The sequence below is a fragment of the Staphylococcus sp. HMSC13A10 genome (genome assembly GCF_001808005.1).
Taxonomy (GTDB): Bacteria; Bacillota; Bacilli; order Staphylococcales; family Staphylococcaceae; genus Staphylococcus; species Staphylococcus pasteuri.
On record NZ_KV791884.1, the window covers coordinates 98,226 to 119,875 of the forward strand.

General features: G+C 31.5%; 21 protein-coding genes and 1 pseudogene. 1 reads left to right on the forward strand and 21 read right to left on the reverse strand.

Going from position 1 to position 21,650, the window contains the following annotated elements; translation table 11 throughout:
* Positions 1-93: 93 nt before the first annotated feature.
* Positions 94-1,503 (reverse strand): NADP-dependent phosphogluconate dehydrogenase, encoded by a 1,410-nt coding sequence (gene gndA / locus HMPREF3125_RS10755; RefSeq protein WP_070453829.1) that lies wholly within the window; start codon positions 1,501-1,503, stop codon positions 94-96.
* Positions 1,504-1,581: 78 nt separating this feature from the next.
* Entirely contained in the window at positions 1,582-2,703 is a 1,122-nt protein-coding gene (locus HMPREF3125_RS10760) for a M20/M25/M40 family metallo-hydrolase (protein WP_046466714.1), read from the reverse strand.
* 155 nt (positions 2,704-2,858) lie between these two features.
* On the opposite strand from HMPREF3125_RS10760, the pseudogene HMPREF3125_RS13125 reads away from it, so the two are divergent.
* Positions 2,859-2,969, forward strand: a pseudogene (locus HMPREF3125_RS13125) (hypothetical protein); the annotation flags it as partial.
* An 82-nt stretch (positions 2,970-3,051) separates the two neighbouring features.
* Here the strand turns inward: HMPREF3125_RS13125 and HMPREF3125_RS10765 are convergent.
* From HMPREF3125_RS10765 to argC, 19 genes are all read right to left on the reverse strand, one after another.
* Positions 3,052-4,041: an aromatic acid exporter family protein gene (locus HMPREF3125_RS10765; RefSeq protein WP_070453831.1), complete on the reverse strand. Its 990-nt coding sequence runs from the start codon at positions 4,039-4,041 to the stop codon at positions 3,052-3,054.
* A 14-nt stretch (positions 4,042-4,055) separates the two neighbouring features.
* Entirely contained in the window at positions 4,056-4,493 is a 438-nt protein-coding gene (gene brxB, locus HMPREF3125_RS10770; RefSeq protein ID WP_070453832.1) for a bacilliredoxin BrxB, read from the reverse strand.
* A gap of 241 nt (positions 4,494-4,734) precedes the next feature.
* Positions 4,735-6,027 (reverse strand): dihydrolipoamide acetyltransferase family protein, encoded by a 1,293-nt coding sequence (locus tag HMPREF3125_RS10775; protein WP_017637929.1) that lies wholly within the window; start codon positions 6,025-6,027, stop codon positions 4,735-4,737.
* 12 nt (positions 6,028-6,039) lie between these two features.
* Entirely contained in the window at positions 6,040-7,023 is a 984-nt protein-coding gene (locus HMPREF3125_RS10780; RefSeq protein ID WP_070453834.1) for an alpha-ketoacid dehydrogenase subunit beta, read from the reverse strand.
* Positions 7,016-8,017 (reverse strand): thiamine pyrophosphate-dependent dehydrogenase E1 component subunit alpha, encoded by a 1,002-nt coding sequence (locus HMPREF3125_RS10785; protein ID WP_017637927.1) that lies wholly within the window; start codon positions 8,015-8,017, stop codon positions 7,016-7,018. The genes HMPREF3125_RS10780 and HMPREF3125_RS10785 overlap by 8 nt, the downstream gene beginning before the upstream one ends.
* A gap of 16 nt (positions 8,018-8,033) precedes the next feature.
* A complete protein-coding gene (lpdA, locus tag HMPREF3125_RS10790) occupies positions 8,034-9,461 on the reverse strand; it encodes a dihydrolipoyl dehydrogenase (protein WP_070453836.1) in 1,428 nt (475 codons plus the stop codon).
* A 214-nt stretch (positions 9,462-9,675) separates the two neighbouring features.
* Positions 9,676-11,355 carry a DNA repair protein RecN gene (gene recN, locus HMPREF3125_RS10795; RefSeq protein WP_070453838.1) on the reverse strand — a complete coding sequence of 560 codons (1,680 nt, stop codon included), beginning with the start codon at positions 11,353-11,355 and terminating at the stop codon, positions 9,676-9,678.
* Between the two features lie 15 nt (positions 11,356-11,370).
* Positions 11,371-11,823: a transcriptional regulator AhrC/ArgR gene (ahrC, locus tag HMPREF3125_RS10800; RefSeq protein WP_017637924.1), complete on the reverse strand. Its 453-nt coding sequence runs from the start codon at positions 11,821-11,823 to the stop codon at positions 11,371-11,373.
* Positions 11,824-12,123: 300 nt separating this feature from the next.
* Positions 12,124-13,005 carry a polyprenyl synthetase family protein gene (locus tag HMPREF3125_RS10805; protein WP_017637923.1) on the reverse strand — a complete coding sequence of 294 codons (882 nt, stop codon included), beginning with the start codon at positions 13,003-13,005 and terminating at the stop codon, positions 12,124-12,126.
* On the reverse strand, positions 12,983-13,213 hold the full coding sequence (locus HMPREF3125_RS10810) for an exodeoxyribonuclease VII small subunit (RefSeq protein WP_017637922.1): 231 nt from the start codon (positions 13,211-13,213) through the stop codon (positions 12,983-12,985). Before HMPREF3125_RS10810 ends, HMPREF3125_RS10805 begins: the two co-directional genes overlap by 23 nt.
* Positions 13,206-14,543 (reverse strand): exodeoxyribonuclease VII large subunit, encoded by a 1,338-nt coding sequence (gene xseA, locus HMPREF3125_RS10815; RefSeq protein WP_070453839.1) that lies wholly within the window; start codon positions 14,541-14,543, stop codon positions 13,206-13,208. Before xseA ends, HMPREF3125_RS10810 begins: the two co-directional genes overlap by 8 nt.
* A gap of 18 nt (positions 14,544-14,561) precedes the next feature.
* Positions 14,562-14,948 carry a transcription antitermination factor NusB gene (gene nusB / locus HMPREF3125_RS10820; protein ID WP_017637920.1) on the reverse strand — a complete coding sequence of 129 codons (387 nt, stop codon included), beginning with the start codon at positions 14,946-14,948 and terminating at the stop codon, positions 14,562-14,564.
* Between the two features lie 100 nt (positions 14,949-15,048).
* Entirely contained in the window at positions 15,049-15,411 is a 363-nt protein-coding gene (locus tag HMPREF3125_RS10825; RefSeq protein WP_017637919.1) for an Asp23/Gls24 family envelope stress response protein, read from the reverse strand.
* Between the two features lie 12 nt (positions 15,412-15,423).
* Positions 15,424-16,782 carry an acetyl-CoA carboxylase biotin carboxylase subunit gene (gene accC, locus HMPREF3125_RS10830; RefSeq protein WP_017637918.1) on the reverse strand — a complete coding sequence of 453 codons (1,359 nt, stop codon included), beginning with the start codon at positions 16,780-16,782 and terminating at the stop codon, positions 15,424-15,426.
* Positions 16,782-17,255 (reverse strand): acetyl-CoA carboxylase biotin carboxyl carrier protein, encoded by a 474-nt coding sequence (accB, locus tag HMPREF3125_RS10835; RefSeq protein ID WP_017637917.1) that lies wholly within the window; start codon positions 17,253-17,255, stop codon positions 16,782-16,784. Before accB ends, accC begins: the two co-directional genes overlap by 1 nt.
* 230 nt (positions 17,256-17,485) lie before the next feature.
* Positions 17,486-18,625 carry an acetylornithine transaminase gene (locus HMPREF3125_RS10840; RefSeq protein ID WP_070453840.1) on the reverse strand — a complete coding sequence of 380 codons (1,140 nt, stop codon included), beginning with the start codon at positions 18,623-18,625 and terminating at the stop codon, positions 17,486-17,488.
* Positions 18,625-19,365, reverse strand: coding sequence for an acetylglutamate kinase (argB, locus tag HMPREF3125_RS10845; RefSeq protein WP_070453842.1), 741 nt, complete (start codon positions 19,363-19,365; stop codon positions 18,625-18,627). The genes HMPREF3125_RS10840 and argB overlap by 1 nt, the downstream gene beginning before the upstream one ends.
* A 10-nt stretch (positions 19,366-19,375) precedes the next feature.
* A complete protein-coding gene (gene argJ / locus HMPREF3125_RS10850) occupies positions 19,376-20,569 on the reverse strand; it encodes a bifunctional glutamate N-acetyltransferase/amino-acid acetyltransferase ArgJ (protein WP_070453844.1) in 1,194 nt (397 codons plus the stop codon).
* Between the two features lie 14 nt (positions 20,570-20,583).
* On the reverse strand, positions 20,584-21,606 hold the full coding sequence (gene argC, locus HMPREF3125_RS10855; protein WP_070453845.1) for an N-acetyl-gamma-glutamyl-phosphate reductase: 1,023 nt from the start codon (positions 21,604-21,606) through the stop codon (positions 20,584-20,586).
* Positions 21,607-21,650 lie beyond the last annotated feature (44 nt).

Consider the following 21,650-nt stretch of genomic DNA (forward strand, 5'->3'; position numbering starts at 1 on the left):
TATATAGTAAATCAGTTACTTATATCTTTAGGAGTAATAAAAAGATTATAAAAAACGCCTTACATATGTATGTAAGACGTTAAAATAATTTATTTATTCTTCTTCAACCCATTGTGTATGGAATACACCTTGTCGATCTTTACGTTCATAAGTGTGAGCACCGAAGTAGTCACGTTGTGCTTGGATAAGGTTAGCAGGTAAATCTTCTGAACGATAACTATCGTAATAGTTTACACTTGCAGAGAAACCTGGTGTTGGAACACCATTTTTAATTCCTGTTGCAACAACGTCTCTTAAAGCGTCTTGATAATCTGTTACGATATTTTTGAAGTAAGGATCTAATAATAAGTTTTCAAGGTTTGGATTGTTATCATAGGCATCTTTAATTTTTTGTAAGAATTGAGCACGAATAATGCAACCTTCTCTCCAAATCATTGCAAGCTCGCCTAATTTTAAATTCCATTCATGATCTTCACTTGCTTTTCTCATTTGAGCAAAACCTTGTGCGTATGAACAAATCTTACTCATGTATAAAGCTTTTCTAATTTTTTCTAAGAATTGTTGTTTATCACCATCAAATGAAGCAGTTGGACCATTTAGTGATTTTGATGCATTTACACGTTCTTCTTTGATAGATGAGATGAAACGAGCAAATACTGATTCAGTAATAATTGTTAATGGAATACCTAATTCTAATGCGTTAATAGAAGTCCATTTACCAGTACCTTTTTGACCAGCTGTGTCTAGAATCTTTTCAACTAAAGGTTCGTTATCTTCATCTAATTTAGTGAAAATATCACCAGTAATTTCAATTAAGTAACTTTCAAGTTCTCCTGCATTCCAATCTTTGAAAGTTTGAGAAATTTCTTTATGACTCATACCTAACAAGTCTTTCATCATTGCATAACTTTCAGCAATTAATTGCATATCTGCATATTCAATACCGTTATGAACCATTTTTACATAGTGTCCAGCACCATTTGGTCCAATATAAGTTACGCAAGAAGCGCCATCTTGAGCTTTTGCTGCAATAGCATCAAGGATATCACTAACTTTATTATATGCATCTTCTTGTCCACCTGGCATTAATGAAGGACCAGTTAAGGCACCAACTTCTCCACCAGATACACCCATACCAATAAAGTTAACACCACTTTCAGCTAAAGCTTTATTACGACGGATTGTATCTTGATAGTTAGTATTACCGCCATCAATAAGAATATCATCATCATCTAATAAAGGTAATAAACCATCTATTGTTGCATCAGTAGCAGGTCCGGCTTTAACCATTAATAAAATTTTACGGGGTTTTTCTAAAGAATTAACAAATTCTTCTAATGAATATGTTGGGTGGATACTTTTTCCTTTTGATTCTTCCACCATTTCATCTGTTTTTTGTCTTGAACGGTTATAAACAGATACACTGTAACCACGTGATTCGATGTTCCATGCAAGGTTTTTACCCATTACGGCTAAACCTACTACACCTATTTGTTGTGTCATATTACTTACCTCTCTTATTCGAATATTTCAATAGTATTGTATCACAAATTAAGTATTTACTTCACTAAATTGACCGTGCTATTCTGCTACGAGTTCAATTATTTTTAGAACTTGATTTGTTAATAAATTAAGGTCTTTTACTGCTATTCTTTCACTAGTAGTATGGATATTTTCATAACCAACACCTAAAATGACAGATGGTATTCCATAAGTATTGATAATACTACCATCTGATCCACCACCAGAAATAACAGTATCACCTTTAAGACCTAAACTAATTGCACTTGCTTTAGCAAATTTAGTTACTTCGGCATCATCACTAATTTTGAAACCAGGATAACTTTTCTCGATTTCTACTTGAGCTTGACCTCCAAGTTCACTTGCAGTTTGTTCAAAAGTATCTTTCATGTGTTGAGCTTGTTGTTCAATACTTTGGTCATTATGTGAACGTGCTTCTGCCTCTATAACAACTTCATCAGCCACTATATTAGTAGCAGAACCACCATGAAACTTACCTATATTAGCAGTTGTTAAGTCATCAATTTGACCAAGTTTCATTTTACTAATCGCTTTAGCTGCAATATTTATAGCGCTTATACCTTCTTTTGGCGTACTAGCATGTGCGGTTTTCCCTTTTATCGTTGTGTTGATTTTCATTTGTGTTGGCGCACCAACAACTGTAGTTCCAACGTCAACACTCGCATCAATTGCATAGCCAAAATCAGCATCTAATAAAGAAGTATCTAGTGCTTGGGCACCAAGTAATCCTGATTCTTCACCTACAGTAATAACGAATTGGATTTGTCCATGTGATAAATTTTGTTCGTTAATTGTAGTGATTGCCTCTATAATAGCGGCTAAACCTGCTTTATCATCAGCCCCCAAAACTGTTGTTCCATCTGAGTATACATAGCCATCATCCGCTACATTAGGTTGAACTTTAATTCCTGGCACAACTGTGTCCATATGGCTTGTAAAATACAACTTCGGAACATCTTTATCTGATAAATTACTTCTTAATGTACAAACAAGATTGTTAGAACCTAATCCTTCTGTTTCACTTGCTTGATCTTCTTTAACCTCTAAACCAAGTGATTCAAATTTCTCTTTTAAAATGGGTTGGATGACTTGTTCATGTCCAGTTTCTGAGTCAATTTTTACTAATTCTAAAAATGTATTTAAGAGACGTTCTTTATTCATCTTTAATATTCCCCCTTAATCATATAACTATAGTTTAACTGAATTCTGAATATATCAAAAATAAATTGATTGCATTCTCGATTTAAATCATATAATGTTATCTTATAATTAGATTTCGTATTAAATTAAGACACAATTTAATATGTATTAGGCAATTGGAGGAACACCTTATGATGAATAAAGTTTTACGTATTATTATTATTGTTATGTTAGTTGCTGTAGTTTTAGCACTACTACTTACAAGTTTAGTTCCTATGATGAATTAATCTGATATTAAAAGATGTTCTTAATAGAAGTAGCCAGTGGCATATATGCCACTGGCTATTTTTTAATATACTTATTAGTTTTTTATGCGAAGTTCTTAATTTCACTATGCATTTTTAATGAACCAAAGTGAGATTTAATATTCAAATATTCTTCTAATTCATTTAACAACTGAATGATATTAGCACGTGAATTGAGTGCTTGATGTGATGTTGGTAAAGGTAATTCATCTAATGATAGTCGTATTTCATATAAGGAATGTAATCTTAAAGCAGTATAATCATTACTATTGACGTTATGACCAATTTCACAAAGCAATTGTGAAATATGCTCTAAAATAGGATCTTTAGTTTGAATATTTTCTATTAAAAATTTCATTCGTTTTAATAATTCAACTTGTTCTTCTCGCATATCAAAATAATGATAATATGAGTTTTCATTTCTCACGAAGTGGTTTTTAACATCTCTAAAAGCTAAAGATTTTGCTTTTTTAATATTTAAAACCAGTGGTTCGAACGTTATATTTAGGTCATGGTTTTGTTGTTTGCAAGCTTTGTCAAATGCAATAAATACATCAGTAATTTGGTGTTCAATGTCATTTTTATAGCGTTTTAATGTTTTATCTAAACTTGGCATCATTAAGTTCATAATAAATGCTATACCTAGCCCAACAATGAGTAATAGTATTTCATTTATTATAAGATGTCCATCGATTGTTTTAGCATTAAAAACGTGTAATAAAATAACACAACTTGTAATGACACCTTCTTGTGCATTCAATACAACTGTTAACGGTATAAATAGCAATACTATTAAACCTAACACAATTGCGTGTTGTCCAAGTATGGAAAATATTGCAGAACCTAAAAATAATATTAATAAACAAGATACTAAACGTGAAATAATAGCAGTTAAAGAATGTATTTTTGTATGTTTTATACAAAGAACTACTAGGATCGCACTTGAAGCATAATTATCAAGGCCTAGTAGTTTACAAATAATAACGCCTAGAGTCATACCAACAGCTGTCTTGAGTGTTCTAAATCCAATCTTATAAGGATTTAACTTGAGCATCTAATTATGACCTCTTATCTTTCTTCACAATATTGATCAAATAATCCTTGTAATTGACTAATGACATTCATTACATCATGTCCTTCGATTTGATGACGTTCAATCATTTCAGTGATTTTACCATCTTTAATAAGTGAGAAAGAAGGACTTGATGGTGCATAACCTTCAAAATAATCTCTTGCTTGTTGTGTTGCTTCTTTATCTTGACCAGCAAACACTGTTACGAGTCTATCAGGTAATTTATCATAATGAAGTGCATGTGTAGCCGCAGGACGAGCAATACCACCCGCACAACCACATACAGAATTAACCATAACTAATGTTGTGCCATCTTGTTTTAAAACTTTATCTACTTCGTCTGCTGTAGTTAATTGTTCATAACCAGCTTCTTCAATTTCATTTCTAGCTTGATCTACGACTCCATTCATATATAAATCAAAATTTAAATCCATAAATTAGAATCACCTTTCATTTTTTTAATTTACTGTCTTTATTTTACTAATTATAGTTACATACTTCAACATGCTTGATTAACCTATATGATAATAGGCATAAATACTTCCTAACATATGAAAGCATTTATGCCTAATCTTATAGTTGAATTTACTCTTGCTTTATAAATCTAAATATCTTTTAATCATTCTGACCTTATGAACGGTAATGTTATTGTATAGAGTTAACTATATAGTAAGTTTAATAAATATTTGTATTTTCTACAGTATATTGTTCAACACGTTGCTTAATATGATTCATAAATTGACCAGTTTGTAAGCCATCTAAAATTCTATGATCAATAGAAATACATAAATTAACCATGCTTCTAATTGCAATCATATCATCGATAACAACAGGTTTCTTAACGATTGATTCAACTTGTAATATAGCAGCTTGAGGATGATTAATAATACCCATAGAAGATACTGAGCCGAATGAGCCAGTATTATTCACTGTAAATGTTCCACCTTGCATATCTTCTTGAGTTAATTTGTTATTTCTAGCTTTTTGAGCAAGTTCATTAATTTCTCTTGCTATACCTTTAATTGATTTTTCGTCAGCATGTTTAATGACTGGAACGAATAATTTATTTTCATGAGCTACTGCTATAGAAATATTAATATCTTTATGAATTTTAATTTCGTTACCATTCCAACTACTGTTTAACATTGGATAAGCTTTTAATGCATCCGCTACTGCTTTTACAAAGAAAGCAAAGAATGTAAGATTATAACCTTCATTTTTCTTAAAGCTATTTTTAAAGTGATTTCTAGTTTTCACTAGGTTAGTTGCATCAGCTTCAATCATCATCCAACCGTGTGGAATTTCAGTAGCACTTGTAACCATATTTTGAGCAATCGCTTTACGCACACCATTCACTGGCATTGCATTTTGAGTAGATTCGATTTGATCTTGTGAATGATTAGGTATAGTAGTTGATTTTGGTTCATTTTGTGGTTGTGCATGATTGTTATTAGTTTGATTTTCAGTTGGATTATTAATATAAGCTAATACATCTTTTTTTGTAACTCTACCTTCAAAACCTGTACCCGTAACCTGTGATAAATCGATTTGATTTTCAGAAGCTAATTTAAATACTACTGGTGAAAATCGTCCATTATTTTTAGGTTTGTCTGAGTTTTCTTTTGATGTCGAGTTTTGTTGGACACTAGATTGTGTATCTTGATGATTTACTTGAGTGTTTTCAGTTTTCTCTTGTTGTTTATTATCATTAGAAGTATTTTCTACATTATTTTCATTAGGTGAATCGATTTTACAAATAACAGTATTAATTTCTACTGTTTCACCTTCGCTAATAACTATTTCAGTAATTGTACCTGCAACAGTAGAAGGCACTTCAGCAGTTACTTTGTCAGTAATTACTTCACATAACGGTTCATATTCTTCAACATAATCGCCAACAGATACTAGCCATTGTTCTATAGTACCTTCATGTACACTCTCGCCTAGTTTTGGCATTTTGATATCCATTATTAAGCCTCCTTAAAATTCTGCGAGTTCTCGCATTTTCGCTTGTATTTTTTCTGGATTCATCATTAACTCGTTTTCTAATACTGGAGAGAATGGCATTGATGGTACATCAGAACCTGCTAAACGCATAATTGGTGCATCTAATTCGAATAAGCAATTTTCAGCAATAATAGCTGAAACCTCTGACATTACGCTACCTTCCAAGTTATCTTCAGTTACTAGTAGTACTTTTCCTGTTTTCTTAGCACGATCAATGATTGTTTCTTTATCTAATGGATAAACAGTTCTTAAATCAACAACTTCTACATTGATACCATCTTCTGCAAGAATATCGGCAACTTGTAAGCAATAATTAACCATTAAACCATAACAAAATACAGTGATATCATCACCTTCACGTTTTACATCAGCTTTACCTAAAGGAACTGTATAATATTTTTCTGGTACTTCTTCTTTTAAGAAACGATATGCTTTTTTATGTTCAAAGAAAAGTACTGGATCATTTGATTCAATTGAAGACAATAATAATCCTTTAGCATCATATGGAGATGAAGGGATAACGATTGTTAAACCTGGTGTTGATGCAAAAATACTTTCAATACTTTGTGAATGGTATAAACCACCATGCACGCCACCACCAAAAGGCGCTCTTATAGTAATTGGACATTGCCAATCATTATTTGAACGATAACGCATTTTTGCAGCTTCACTAATAATTTGGTTTGTTGCAGGTAAAATAAAGTCGGCAAATTGAATCTCTGCAATAGGACGTTTACCTAACATTGCAGCACCAATAGCTGTACCAACTATATTAGATTCTGCTAAAGGTGTATCAATGACGCGTTCTTTACCATATTTACTTTGTAGACCAAGAGTAGCACCGAATACGCCACCTTTTTTACCAACATCTTCTCCAAGAATAAAAGTATTTTGGTCTTTTTCCATAGCTACATCTTGAGCTTGGCGAATCGCGTCTAAATAAGTCATCTTAGTCATGATTGATACTCCCTTCTTCTTCATAAACATAGGCATAAGCTTCTTCTACAGAAGGATATGGTGCTTCTTCAGCAGCTTTAGTAGCATGATTAATGATTTGTTTATGCTCCTCTTCAATTTCTGCTAACCAAGCGTCATCAATAATTCCTAAATCTAATAAATGGTTTTTAAAATGAATATTACAATCTGCTTCTTTTAATCCATCACGTTCTTCTTGTGTTCTATATTTATCATCATCATCAGATGAATGAGCAGTCATTCGAGAAGTTACGGCTTCTATTAGTGTAGCACCTTCTCCGTTAAGTGCGCGATCACGTGACTCTTTCATCGCTTTATATACAGCTATTGGATCATTACCATCAACTTGTTCTCCATGCATACCATAACCTATTGCTCTATCTGATAGATTTTTAGCAGCATATTGTAAAGAATCTGGAACAGAAATAGCATATTTGTTATTAATAATGACACAAACAAAAGGTAATTTATGTACACCTGCAAAATTTAAACCTTCATGAAAATCACCTTGGTTTGAACTACCTTCACCAACTGTTGCAGTTGCTATGTTTTGTTTGTTGTCCATTTTTAAAGCTAAAGCTGCACCAACTGAATGTGGTATTTGAGTAGCCACGGGTGAACTTTGTGATAAAATCCCCTTTTCTCTGTGACTATAGTGGGATGGCATTTGTTTACCACCTGAATTAACATCATCTCTTTTACCGAAAGAAGCTAACATCGTATCTAAAGGTGTAATACCCATATATGTTACGAAAGCTAAATCTCTATAATAAGGAGAAGATATATCACCTTGTTTCATAGCGTAAGCCATTCCTATTTGAGTTGCTTCTTGTCCTTGACCACTAACAACGAAAGGAATTTTCCCAGCTCTATTGAGTAACCAAAGTCTTTCGTCCAGTTTTCTGCCAAGATCCATCCATTTATACATATTTTTTAGGTCTTCTTCTGTAAGGCCTGCTGACTTATAGTCAATCATGTCATTTCCTCCCTAATTATACGTGAATTGCTCTGTCTTCAACTTTTAGTCCAAGTTCCATCAATACTTCAGAAAGTGATGGATGGGCATGTGTAGTTAATCCGAGTTCTAATGAAGACCCATTCATAAATTGTAGTAATGATACTTCATTAATTAACTCAGTTACATGTGGACCTATCATATTTAGTCCAATAATTTCATCTTGTTCTTGATCAATAATGATTTCACAAAAACCATTTTGATTATCAATTGAATCAATCATGGCTTTCCCAATTGCTTTAAAAGATACTTTAAAATTCTTGGCTTTAATATTATCATTTTTAGCTTGTTCTAAATTTTTACCAATTGATGCAATTTCAGGATAAGTGTAAATGCATTTTGGCATTAAATCATAATTAACTGGAAGTGGAGCATTATCAAACATATGTTCAACTGCCACTATTCCTTCTTTAGAACCAACATGAGCAAGCTGAAGTTTACCAATACAATCACCTGCTGCATATATATGTTTATCTTCAGTTTGTTGATATTGGTTCGTAATAATGTGACCAGATTTTGTTGTCTTAATTTTAGTATTATTAAGTCCAATATCAGTTGTATTAGGCTTTCTACCAACTGATAATAGGATACGTTCAACAGTGATTTGTTCATCATTAATTTTAATTGTTGCTTCATTAGTTTCATCATTAATAGAAACACTTTGATTATCTAAGGCAACATTTTCAAAAAACTTAGTTCCTCGATTTTCGAGCTCATTCTTAATTGTTTTAGCAATTTGTTTACTTTCATTCGGTAAAATACGCTCATTAGCCTCAATTACGGTAACTGAAACACCTAAATCAGTTAAATATGAGGCAAATTCTAATCCAATTACGCCCCCACCTATAATAGCTATACTATTAGGTAATTGATCCATTTTTAAGATATCATCGCTAGATAAAATAACTTGATGATCAAATTGTAAAAATGGCAATTCTGAAGGAGTTGAACCGGTAGCTATTAATACAAATTGATTAGGAATCATTTCATTTTCGCCATCTTCAAATTCTACTGAGATAGTTCCACTTTGTGGTGAAAAGATAGACTCACCTAATATGCGTCCAGTTCCATTATAAATGTCGATATGGTTTTGTTTCATCAAATGTTGTACACCTTGATACATTTGATTGACAATTTCGTCTTTTCTTTCTAATATTCGTTCATAATTAAGGCTATATTCAGGAACTTCGATCCCAAATTGCTTAGCGTGTTTCACTGTATGGAAGACTTCTGCAGATTTTAGTAATGATTTTGTAGGGATACAACCTTTATGTAAGCATGTACCACCTAAAAGAGACTTTTCTACAATTGCAACTTTCTTACCAAGTTGTGATGCACGAATTGCTGCCACATAACCAGCAGTTCCTCCACCGAGTACTACTAAATCATATTGTTTTTCAGACATTTGCTTACTCCTAACTCTATGTATAGAGAAATTCAATATACATGTGTTATTGAATATTCTCATATAAATTGTTATTAACTATCTAACGTTCTCTCAAATAAAACAATACTTTAATATTTTACATCAGTTAAAACATTTTAGAAATTCTAAAATGTTCATTTTTTTGAATAAAAAGTGACTAAACACATTATTTGTTTAAAAGAAATTTCAAAGTTTATGATTTTCTTTGATTTTGAGCAATCATTTCTTTTGCATTTTCTCGGGTAAGATCAGTTACGCTAGCTCCCGAAATCATACGTGCAACTTCATCAATTCTATCATCATCTTCTAATTCTTTTACTTGAGTCGTCGTACGATCTTCTGTTGTCTGTTTAGAAATAAGTAAATGATGATCACTCATTGTTGCAACTTGTGGTAAGTGAGAAATACATATAACTTGAATATATTCAGCAATATCACGCATTTTTTCTGCCATTTTTTGGGCTGCCTGACCAGATACTCCAGAATCAACTTCATCAAATAAAATAGCAGTTTGTCCTCTAGATTGAACAAATATACTTTTTAACGCTAACATAATTCTAGATAATTCTCCTCCTGAAGCTATTTTATTTAAGCTTTTTAGAGGTTCACCTTTGTTAGGACTGATTAAAAATTCTACAAATTCTATACCTTCGATATTAGTTTCATCTAAGGGTTTGAAAGATATTTCAAGATTTGCGTCTTTCATTTGGAGATTTTGAATTTCTGCGACGATGTGGTCTCTTAATTCTCTTGCAACTTTTCGTCTTTCTCCTGATAAAGATTTACCTATTTTAATCACTTGTTTATATAAATCGTTAATTTCTTCGCGTAATTGAGAAGTACTTTCTTCATAATTTTCAATTTTACTTATTTCATTTTCTAATTTACCTTGGTATGCGATGAGTTCAGAAATATCTTTACCATATTTTCTTTTTAGATTATTAAGTAAATTCATACGCGATTCTAGTTCATTTAACATTTGCTCATCAAATTCTGTATTTGTCATTTCATCGTATAATTCATGTTTTGCATCTTCTAAAGTATAGTAAAATTGATCCACTTCTTCTTTTAATTTTACATATTTATCTGGAACAATATCATTAATTTCATTTAGAAAATTGCTTAATTCGTATAATCGATCAGTGATAGCATTTTCATCAGTTAGTGTTAAATGCGCATTATTTAAAGCAAGACTTAATTTTTCTGAGTTTTGTATTCTTTTAATATCTGTTTCTAACTGTTCAACTTCACCTTCTTTTAATGAAGCTTCAGATATCTCTTCTAATTGGAATTTCATTAAATCTAATCTTTGTAATAACGCTTGGTCAGCTGATTCTAATTCCTCTAGCTCTTTACGTTTAGCTTTATATTGATTAAATACACTATGATATTCTGAAAGTAACTGACTATATTGGTCACCAGCATAATCATCGAGTAACTGTAAGTGATACTTCTGCTTTAATAAAGATTGTGTTTCATGTTGGCCATGAATATCCAATAATTCTTGCATCACTTTTCTTAAATCTTGTAAAGTTATTGTCTGATTATTAATTCTACAAATACTTTTACCTGAGCTAAAAATTTCTCTCTTTACTAATAAAAAATCTTCATCTATATCAATATTTAGATTTTGTAAGACATGAATTGCATCTTTACTGTTATCGATATCAAAAATACCTTCAATTATAGCTTTCTTTTCACCGTGTCTAACATAATCTGATGAAGCTCGCATACCAATGAGTTGACCAATTGCATCGATAATGATTGATTTACCTGCACCAGTTTCACCACTTAAAACATTTAAACCATCTGAAAATTGAATTTCTAATTCATCGATGATTGCAAATTGTTTTATTGATAAGGTTTGTAACATAAATTCATCGCATCCTTATAATAAATTGAAAATTCTAGTTTTAATTTCTTCACTTGCTTCTTCATTACGACAAATAATAAGGCAAGTATCATCACCACAAATTGTTCCTAATACTTCTTCCCAATCAATTTGGTCTAAAATTGCGCCTATAGATTGAGCGTTTCCTGGTAATGTTTTGAGTACAAGAAGATTACCAGTTCCTTCTATATTTACAAATGAATCCATTAAATATCTTCCTAATTTTTCTAAAGGATGATATTTACGATCATTTGGTAAACTATATACGTATTGACCTGAAGCAGCAGGAACTTTGATCAATTGTAGTTCTTTAATATCTCGTGAAACAGTTGCTTGTGTTACATTAAGTTCGTATTCATTTAAACGTTTTACTAATTCATCTTGTGTTTCAATTTGTTCATTCGAAATAATTTCTCTAATCTTTATATGTCTTACAGATTTCTTTGGCAAAATTAACACCTCTAGTTACGAATATTTATACAATTATTTTAACATATGCATTTCATATCTACTACTCATCACCATTCGAAATACTACTATAAATTAAGTTCAATAGGCATGATGATAATGATGTAATAACAACTGAAGATAAATTAATTAATAGTTAATTATATGCATTTTAGAAATATAGTGAATATTTATTGTATAACGACAGTGAGATTCTAATTAAAACATAAAATAAGGTTAACAAAAATTGAATGTAATTTCTGTTAACCTCTTATTGAAAAATTATTATAAGTACTAAATGGTTTAGTGATCTCGATTGTAAAATAATTCTACGATTTGTTTTAAGTTAGAAGTATCATATTTATCATTAATATTTTCTAAAGATTTAAGTGCTTCATTTTTATGATAATTTAACTTTTCTTCTGCACCGTCTTTATTTAATAGTGATACATACGTACTTTTATCATTTTCTAAATCACTACCAACTTTTTTACCTAATTTTTGTTCGTCACCATAGATATCTAATAAATCATCTTTAATTTGGAACATTAATCCTAAATGATCACTAAATTCGTTTAACATTTCTGAAGTTTGTTCGTCAGTATGAGCAATATCTACTGCACTCATAATTGCAAAAGTTAATAGTGCGCCTGTTTTTGTTCGGTGAATTGCTTCTAAAGTTGATAAATCTATTGCTTTGTCTTCACTTTGCATATCAAGAGTTTGTCCACCGACCATGCCTAAGTGTCCGCTAGCATATGCTAGACGTTGGATGACTTTGATTTTAGTTGTATCGTTTATATTTGTGTCATTCGATACTAGATCAAAAGCTTTTGTTAAAAGTGCGTCACCTGCTAAAATTGCTTTCCATTCGCCATATACTTTATGATTTGTTAGTTTACCTCTACGGTAATCATCATTATCCATCGCTGGAAGATCATCATGAATAAGCGAATATGTATGAATCATTTCTAATGCTAAAGCAGTTTGCATTCCTTTTTGGTAATCTACTTCTAACATATCTAATGTAAGAAGCAGGAGAACTGGACGGAGTCTTTTGCCGCCTGCATTAAGTGAATAAAGCATACTTTCCTCTAAATCAGTATTTAAATTCGACTGTGGAATAGTTTCTTTTAGAGCGATATTAATCTCATTAATTAAATCATTCATTTGTAGATTCTTCATTATCTTGCTCCTCGTTTTCCTCTTGCATTAATTTGTTTACCTTTTTCTCGGCATCTTTTAATGTTGAGTCACACGCTGTAGATAGTTTCATTCCTCTTTGATATAAATCTAAAGATTCCTCTAATGAGACGGTTTCATTATCTAATTTTTGTACGATACTTTCTAATTCTTGCATCATTTCTTCAAAGCTTTGTTTTTCTTTACTCATCATTACACCTTACTTTCTTAACAATGGCGTCGACTTGACCATCTTTCATAGTTAATACTATGTCATCATTTTCAGACATATCTTTAGTACTAGTTATAACATTGTCATCTTTATTAACAATAGCGTAACCACGTAACATCGTATTTGTTGGACTTAACTGATTAAGTTGTTCTAGCTTAGATTTAAGTTCTTTTTTATATTGAGTTAAATCATAATTCATCTTTTGTGACAGACGAGATTTGAATTGATCATTTTGTTGCTGATTTCTAATAATAGATGTTTGTATGTGTTTAGGATTAAATCGTTGCTTTAATAAATTGAGTTGATGTTGTTGTTGTTCTAATTTAATCGTTAATTTTTGTTTTAATTGCTTTTCTAAATCGTCTCTTTTTTGAATTTGTTGATCATATAATAAAGATGGTTGTTTGAATTTATAATATGATGACAAATGCTCAAGATGTTTCTTTTGCTGTTCGACATATTGTTTAATGTGTCTAGTTAATGTGAATTGATATTGTTTGATTTGTTGCAATAATTCATACTGGTCTGGCGTTGCCATGACAGCAGCTTGAGTTGGCGTTGCAGCGCGTACATCCGCCACAAAATCACTTAATGTAAAATCTGTTTCGTGCCCAACTGCAGAAATAATAGGTGTTTCACATTCGAAGATTGCTTTAACAACCTCTTCTTCATTGAAATTCCATAAATCTTCTATGGAACCACCGCCACGACCAACTATAATTGTATCAACATCAAGACTATCAGCATATTTAATTTTCTCTATAATGTCTTCTTTTGCTTGTTGTCCCTGTACCAGTGTACTTATTTGTACTTGTTCAACTAAAGGATATCTACTATTAATTGTTGAATATATATCTCTAATAGCTGCTCCTGTACATGCTGTTAATACCGCAATTTTCTTAGGGAATTTAGGAATAGATTTTTTATTACTATTATCAAAATAACCTTCTTTTGAAAGTTTCTTTTTGAGTTCTTCTAATTTTTGATATAAATTGCCTATTCCATCCAACTGCATCTTATTAACATAAATTTGATAGTTACCTCTACGCTCATAAACAGAGACTCGTGCTTCTAATAAAACTTCGTCGCCTTCTTTAGGTTCGAAGTTAAGTTTTGACGCACTACCTTTAAACATCATTGCACTTATGACACTTTCTTTATCTTTCACATTAAAATATAAGTGGCCGCTAGAATGTTTTTTGAAATTGGATAACTCGCCTTTGATTAGAACTGATTGTAAATGTGGATCTTGATCAAATTTGTATTTAATATATTTGGTTAATGTTGAAACTGTTAAGTAATCAGTCATAATTATCACTCAATTTTATTAGTTTATATTACTTAATACACCATTGATAAATTTATAATGGTCGTCATCACTAAATTGCTTAGCTAGTTCTACGGCTTCGTTAATGACTACTTTTGCTGGAGTTTCACTATGCAAAATTTCAAATGTTGCCATACGTAAGATGATACGATCTGTTTTTAGTAATCTTTCAAGTGACCAATCTTTAAGGTATGGTTTTATTTTTTCATCTAAAACAGGTTCATGATCCTTAACTCCAGTTACAAGCCAATGAATAAAATCGAAATCTAAATCTGGATAATCATCTTTGATAAAGTTTATAGCTTCATTAATTGTTAAATCTGTATCTTTTATCTCTAATTGAAATAAAGTTTGGAAAGCTTGGACTCTTGATTCTTTACGACTCATAAATTACTCCTTCAAACGTTTTTATAAAAGACAAGGTACTGTTGAGAAATATTATTTTAATTTTAAAATCTCTGAACAAGTACCTATCTTAAGTTAATATTTATTTTTCTATTACTATTTGAGTAATATGAACATTAATTTGTTGTGGTTCAATGGCTGCCATTGTTGATATTTGATTAAAAATAGCAGTTTGAATTTGATTTGCGGTTTTGGAGATATTGATACCATGCTTAAGTGCACAATAAACATCAATATAAATACCGTCTTCTCTTGCATCTATTTTTAAATCTCTATTTAAATTTTTACGACTAATTTTTTCTAAGTTAGTATTTTTAAGTTCTGCAAAATGTCCTGTAATGCCATCTACTTCTGATGTGGCAATACTTGCAATAACAGATAAAACTTCTGGAGCAATTTCGATTTTGCCTAAATTTGTATGAGAATAATCTGCAACATTGACCATTGTTTTAACCTCCTATTGTTTGTCATCAGCCATAATATTATATTTTTCAAGGAATTTCGTATTAAATTCACCACTTCTGAATACATCATTATTCAATAATCTTAGGTGGAAAGGTATTGTCGTATCTATTCCTAAAACTAAATACTCACTTAAAGCTCTAATACCTGTCATGATAGCTTCATCGCGCGTTGATTCATGAACGATTAATTTCGCTACCATAGAATCATAATAAGGTGGAATTGTATAATTAGTATAACATGCAGACTCGATTCTTACTCCGAATCCACCCGGTGCTAAATACTGAGTAATTTTACCTGGAGAAGGCATAAAATCTTTATATGGATTTTCAGCATTTATTCTAAATTCAATAGCATGACCATTAATTTTGATGTCTTTTTGTTTGAATGGTAATGCTTCACCCATTGCAACTTTTAATTGTAATTTAACTAAATCAACACCTGTTACCATTTCAGTTACTGGGTGTTCAACTTGGATACGTGTATTCATTTCCATAAAGTAGAATTTATCATCATTTAAGTCATATATAAATTCGATTGTACCTGCGTTTTCATAGTTTACAGCTTTAGCTGCTCTAATAGCTGCATTACCCATTTCTTGGCGTGTTTCTTCAGATAATATAGGTGATGGTGCTTCTTCAACTAATTTTTGCATACGACGTTGAATTGTACAGTCTCTTTCACCTAAATGGATAACATTTCCGAAACTATCACCAATAATTTGGATTTCAATATGACGGAAGTTTTCGATGAACTTTTCTAAGTATAAACCGCCATTACCAAATGCAGTTTCCGCTTCTTGTTGTGTCATTCTATATCCAGTTTCAAGTTCTTTCTCATCACGAGCAACACGGATACCTTTACCGCCGCCACCTGCAGTAGCTTTAATAATGACTGGGTAACCAATTTTCTTAGCGACTTTCTTTGCATCATCGATATTATGAACTAAGCCTTCACTACCAGGTACAACAGGTACATTAGCTTTTATCATTTCTGCTTTCGCAACGTCTTTGATACCCATTTTTTGGATTGATTCATAGCTAGGTCCGATAAATTTTAGCTGACATGCTTCACATAATTCTGCAAAGTCAGCATTTTCAGCTAAAAATCCATAGCCAGGATGTACGCCATCACAACCAGTTGATGTTGCAATTGATAGGATATTGGGAATGTTTAAATATGAGTCTTTAGACAGGGTTGGACCGACGCAGTATGCTTCATCAGCAATTTGAGTATGTAAAGCGTCTTTGTCTCCTTCTGAATAGACTGCAACTGTTTGAATACCTAACTCATGGCATGCTCTTATAATTCTTACAGCAATTTCACCACGATTAGCGATGAGTATTTTCTTCATTATTTCACCTTGAATAACGGTTGGCCATACTCTACCATTTGTCCGTCTTCTACTAATATTTCTACTATTTCTCCTGAAATTTCAGCTTGAATTTCATTGAATAACTTCATTGCTTCTAAGATACAAACAGTTGTATCGTTGGAAACTTTATCTCCAACTTGTACATATGCACCCTCTTCTGGAGAAGGTGATTTATAAAACGTTCCTACCATTGGTGCGTTAATTGTTTCGTAATTGTCTGAAGCTGTTTCTTGAGTTTGATTATCTTCACTAGGTTGTTGCACAGGTTGAGTAGCATGTTGAGGTTGTGCTATTGATTGCGCTGGCGCTTGTGCTACTTGTGGCGTTATAATTTCAGTTTCTTTTTGTTTTTTTAAGTTAACTACGCTACCTTTGTTATCTTCAATGTTAATTTCAGTTAAGTTTGATTGATCAAGAATCTCAATTAATTCTTTTATTTCTTTAAAGTTCATAATTATTACTGACTCCTTCAGTTTGTTTTCATCTACCCGTCTATTTTACTTGAGTAAACCGCTCAATTCAAGCATGAGAAGATATCCTCTAATTTCATTTTAAATTGAGAGCGATATATCAACGATTAAATTGATAAGTAATATAAATAGATTAATCGTATATAGTCATTTGTAAAACATAAAAAACGTGAAAGATCGTATGTTGATTGCTTTCACGTTATTGTGTTAGTTTAATATTTTTTATTGAAAATTTGATTTAAAATGCTTATTGCTTTATCAATTTGTTGTGAAGTAATAGTAAGTGGAGGTAGTAATCGAATAACATTTTGGCCTGCTGGTAAAACAATTAATCCTCGGCGACGAGCTTCGTTAACTAATTGTTCTATATTTAATGTTGTTTCAATACCAATCATTAACCCTTTACCACGGATGTCTATAATATTTGGATTATCATTTAATTGTTTTTTTAATTTAGCAAGTAAAGTTTTACCTTTTAAACTAATTTGATTTAAAAATTCTTTATCTTTTACTATTGAGAGGGTTTCTTTAGCCACTGTCATTGCTAATTTATTTCCGCCAAATGTAGATCCATGACTACCATAATCAAAGGCATGGCTCAAACGACGATGTCCTATCATAGCACCACACGGTATACCATTTGCAAGCCCTTTAGCAGATGTAATAATATCAGGTTGAATACCATACTGTTCATATGCAAATAGCGTTCCAGTGCGACCTATTCCAGTTTGAATTTCATCTATTATCAATAATATGTTGTTGTCTTTGCATAACTGATTTAATTGATTAATAAATGTTGATTGCACCAGATGTATACCTGATTCACCTTGAATTAATTCGAGCATAATTGCTGCAGTATCACTAGAAATTAATGATTTAACACTTTCAATATCATTGAATTTGGCAAACGAAAAATGTGGAACACCATCACCAAATCCATATTTAATTTTAGATTGTCCTGTCGCTGACATTGCACCATAAGTCCTACCGTGAAATGATTGTTCAAAGCAAATTATAGATTGTTTACTAGTGAATTTTCGTGCTAATTTAATGGCTGCTTCATTTGCTTCGGCACCACTATTACAAAAGTAAACACAATAGTCTTGATCATCTACTAACGATTTTGCAACTTCTTCTTGTAATGTATTTATGTATAAATTAGGCGTGTGCCAAATAAGGTTAATTTGCTGTTGTAATGCATCAATAAGTAGTGGATGAAATCCTAAGTTTGTAACACCAATTCCTGATGAAAAATCGAGATATTTATTACCATTTTCATCGATTAGTTCATTGCCCTGTGCTTTTACGAATTCAATATTTGATAGTTTATAATTTTGAAATAAATAACTCATTAGATGTTCCCCTCTATGACTGTCCCTGTTAACAAGTTGTCACCTATGATAACTTTCTTGACCCCTGATTTTACTGTATCAACAGCACTTTCAATCTTAGGTATCATTCCACCAGTAATAATGTTTTCTTTTATTTTAGTTTGTACCTCATTTATATGTAATCGATTGATAAGTTTTCCGTTTTCTAAGACACCTTTTACATCTGTCATTAGAATCAATTTTTGTGCTTTTAGTGAAATAGCTATGGCAGTTGCTAAATGGTCCGCATTAATGTTGATTAATTCACCATTTATATGAGTTCCTAATGATGCTAATACTGGGATATTATTTTTATTTAAAAGATCGTTAATATAATTTGGATTAATTTGTATAGATGTACCTACAGAACCATATATTTTATAATTCAAATACTCTGCTTGTATAAAAGAGAGTTGCTTATCTTTTAAGTGATTGACTGCTATGTTTTGCTTCTTTAAATATGCAGTTAATTGTGCCCCGACATGATTGAAAAGTGCTTCTTTTATTATAGGAAGATCTGATTGTGATGTTATTCTAAGACCATCTTTTTTTATTGTAGTATGGCCAGCATTGATTAATAATTCTTCAATCACTTTTCCTCCGCCATGTACGATAATAATTTTATATCGTTGTTTAATCCAAATTTTTAATTGTTGAATTGTTTCAGGTGTAATGTTTTTTGTTGCAATACCGCCCATTTTTATTACTATAATTTTATTCATATTATTACCTCTAAGTTGTATATAAAGCGTTTATTTTTACATAGTCATAAGTTAGGTCACATCCCCAAGCAGTTCCATTTTGATTTCCTTGATGCATATTGATAGAAATTTTAATATGATCTTTTTTTAATAGATGTTGCATTTGTTGTTTATCAAAAGCTTCAGGAGTTGAATGAGTCATAACAAGTATATCTTCAATAGCAATGTCTATATTTGTTACATCAAAGTTTGTCTTTGTATAGCCTATAGAGGCAAGAATACGTCCCCAATTCGGGTCTTCTCCAAAAATTGCTGATTTAACCAAACTAGACCCCACTACTGTTTTAGCAATCATTCTAGCAGATGTTTCTGTAGGCATTCCCATTACTTTAACTTCTATTAGTTTGGTTGCACCTTCTCCATCTTTAGCGATTTTCATAGCAAGATTTCGCATGACGTGCTCTAACATATTGCAAAACGTTATGTATTCCTCCGTGTTCGGTAAAATTTCCTGATTACGTGCTAAGCCATTTGATAATACAAGTACTAAATCATTAGTTGATGTGTCTCCATCTATTGTGATTTGATTGAACGTTTTATTGACATTAGTTTGTAATGCCAGCTGTAATGTTTCAGTTGATATATTGGCATCACAAGTGATAAACGCTAACATCGTAGCCATATTTGGATGTATCATACCTGATCCTTTTGCGACACCTGCCATAGTGATTTTCTGTTGATGAATGGTTTCAGTGACCACACATGTTTTAGTAGTTAAATCAGTAGTTAATATAGCTTTTGCAAAATGATGAGCGTTACCATTTTTATTTAACCGTCTAATCCCATTGTCGATGATATCCATTGGCAAGTGTTTACCAATGACACCTGTAGATGCGACAGTTACTAGATTTTGATTAATGTTCAGTGCATTAGCAGTGAGTTGTTGCATTGAGACAGCATCTTCCATACCTTGAGAGCCAGTACATGCATTTGCAATACCAGAATTAACAATAATAGCTTGTACTTTACCATTTGCCTGAATAGTTTCATTATTTAAAATTAAGGGAGCGGCTTTAACTTTATTAGTTGTTTGTACATATGCAACACTTGCGGGTATTTCAGACACAATCCATCCTAAATCTAAGTTTTTCTTTTTTATGCCTGAATGAATACCATCTGCGGTATAACCAATAGGACTTGCTATGTTTCCTGTGATTTCTATCATGTTGTTACTCCTTACTACACTATTGATGGTAAAGTGCGAAGACCTTCTGTTTCATCAAACCCATACATAAGATTAATATTTTGAAGGGCTTGTCCAGAAGCGCCTTTGATTAAATTATCTAACACTACCATAATTGTTAAAATATTCATAGATTTATTATATTTAAAACCAATATTTACAAAATTTGAACCAATCACATCTGTCAATTGAGGCATGTTATTCACTATACGTATAAAATACTTATCTTTATATGCTGAGTCATAACTAAGTTTAATTTTACTTGGATGAATGTCACTATTTAACTTGCAATAAATAGTAGAAATAATTCCTCTATTAACAGGTATTAATGATGTAGAAAATTGAATATTCTGTAAATTTTTATCGTACTTTTTTAGCATTTGTAGAATTTCTGGTATATGCTGATGTTCATTCAATTTATATGTAATATAATTATTGTTTATATTTACAAAATGACTAGTAGTGGTTGGGTTTTTACCTGCTCCAGATAATCCACTCTTTGCGTCAACGATGATTGAATCTAACTGAATTAATTTATCTTTTACTAGTGGTATAAGTGCAAGTTCTACTGCTGTTGCGTAACAACCTGGGTTTGAAATGAATTTTTGGTTTTTTATATTAGAAAATTCAGGAAGACTATATGTAAATTGTTCTTGTATATCTAATGAAACTACTTCTTTCTTGTACCATAATTGGTAATCATCAGGAGGCAGTCTATGATCTCCGGATATATCAACGACTGGAAATTGATAATTAATAAAGTATGAAGATAATTGACTTGCTATTCCGCTAGGTGTGGCAAATACTACTAAATCTGCATGTTTCATTATGTAACGAGCATCAAATGGTTTAATTACTAAGTCACAGATACCTTTTAAATGTGGATAGATTTCAGATAGTTTAGTGCCAGTAGATTGAGTCGCATGTATAGAAACAACTTCTAAGTGGTTATGCGAATGGATAAGTCGCACTAATTCTAATCCAGAATAACCAGTAATCCCCACAATACTAATACGCATACTTAAACCTCTTTTCGTATTTTTATACAATTACATTGTATACT

What these genes read in the sequence shown, in the direction of transcription:
- gndA (WP_070453829.1), bottom strand. Translation starts at nt 1,503, where the DNA reads ATGACACAACAAATAGGTGTAGTAGGTTTAGCCGTAATGGGTAAAAAC.
- HMPREF3125_RS10760 (WP_046466714.1), bottom strand. Translation starts at nt 2,703, where the DNA reads ATGAATAAAGAACGTCTCTTAAATACATTTTTAGAATTAGTAAAAATT.
- HMPREF3125_RS10765 (WP_070453831.1), bottom strand. Translation starts at nt 4,041, where the DNA reads ATGCTCAAGTTAAATCCTTATAAGATTGGATTTAGAACACTCAAGACA.
- brxB (WP_070453832.1), bottom strand. Translation starts at nt 4,493, where the DNA reads ATGGATTTAAATTTTGATTTATATATGAATGGAGTCGTAGATCAAGCT.
- HMPREF3125_RS10775 (WP_017637929.1), bottom strand. Translation starts at nt 6,027, where the DNA reads ATGGATATCAAAATGCCAAAACTAGGCGAGAGTGTACATGAAGGTACT.
- HMPREF3125_RS10780 (WP_070453834.1), bottom strand. Translation starts at nt 7,023, where the DNA reads ATGACTAAGATGACTTATTTAGACGCGATTCGCCAAGCTCAAGATGTA.
- HMPREF3125_RS10785 (WP_017637927.1), bottom strand. Translation starts at nt 8,017, where the DNA reads ATGATTGACTATAAGTCAGCAGGCCTTACAGAAGAAGACCTAAAAAAT.
- lpdA (WP_070453836.1), bottom strand. Translation starts at nt 9,461, where the DNA reads ATGTCTGAAAAACAATATGATTTAGTAGTACTCGGTGGAGGAACTGCT.
- recN (WP_070453838.1), bottom strand. Translation starts at nt 11,355, where the DNA reads ATGTTACAAACCTTATCAATAAAACAATTTGCAATCATCGATGAATTA.
- HMPREF3125_RS10805 (WP_017637923.1), bottom strand. Translation starts at nt 13,005, where the DNA reads ATGAAGAATCTACAAATGAATGATTTAATTAATGAGATTAATATCGCT.
- HMPREF3125_RS10810 (WP_017637922.1), bottom strand. Translation starts at nt 13,213, where the DNA reads ATGAGTAAAGAAAAACAAAGCTTTGAAGAAATGATGCAAGAATTAGAA.
- xseA (WP_070453839.1), bottom strand. Translation starts at nt 14,543, where the DNA reads ATGACTGATTACTTAACAGTTTCAACATTAACCAAATATATTAAATAC.
- nusB (WP_017637920.1), bottom strand. Translation starts at nt 14,948, where the DNA reads ATGAGTCGTAAAGAATCAAGAGTCCAAGCTTTCCAAACTTTATTTCAA.
- HMPREF3125_RS10825 (WP_017637919.1), bottom strand. Translation starts at nt 15,411, where the DNA reads ATGGTCAATGTTGCAGATTATTCTCATACAAATTTAGGCAAAATCGAA.
- accC (WP_017637918.1), bottom strand. Translation starts at nt 16,782, where the DNA reads ATGAAGAAAATACTCATCGCTAATCGTGGTGAAATTGCTGTAAGAATT.
- accB (WP_017637917.1), bottom strand. Translation starts at nt 17,255, where the DNA reads ATGAACTTTAAAGAAATAAAAGAATTAATTGAGATTCTTGATCAATCA.
- HMPREF3125_RS10840 (WP_070453840.1), bottom strand. Translation starts at nt 18,625, where the DNA reads ATGAGTTATTTATTTCAAAATTATAAACTATCAAATATTGAATTCGTA.
- argB (WP_070453842.1), bottom strand. Translation starts at nt 19,365, where the DNA reads ATGAATAAAATTATAGTAATAAAAATGGGCGGTATTGCAACAAAAAAC.
- argJ (WP_070453844.1), bottom strand. Translation starts at nt 20,569, where the DNA reads ATGATAGAAATCACAGGAAACATAGCAAGTCCTATTGGTTATACCGCA.
- argC (WP_070453845.1), bottom strand. Translation starts at nt 21,606, where the DNA reads ATGCGTATTAGTATTGTGGGGATTACTGGTTATTCTGGATTAGAATTA.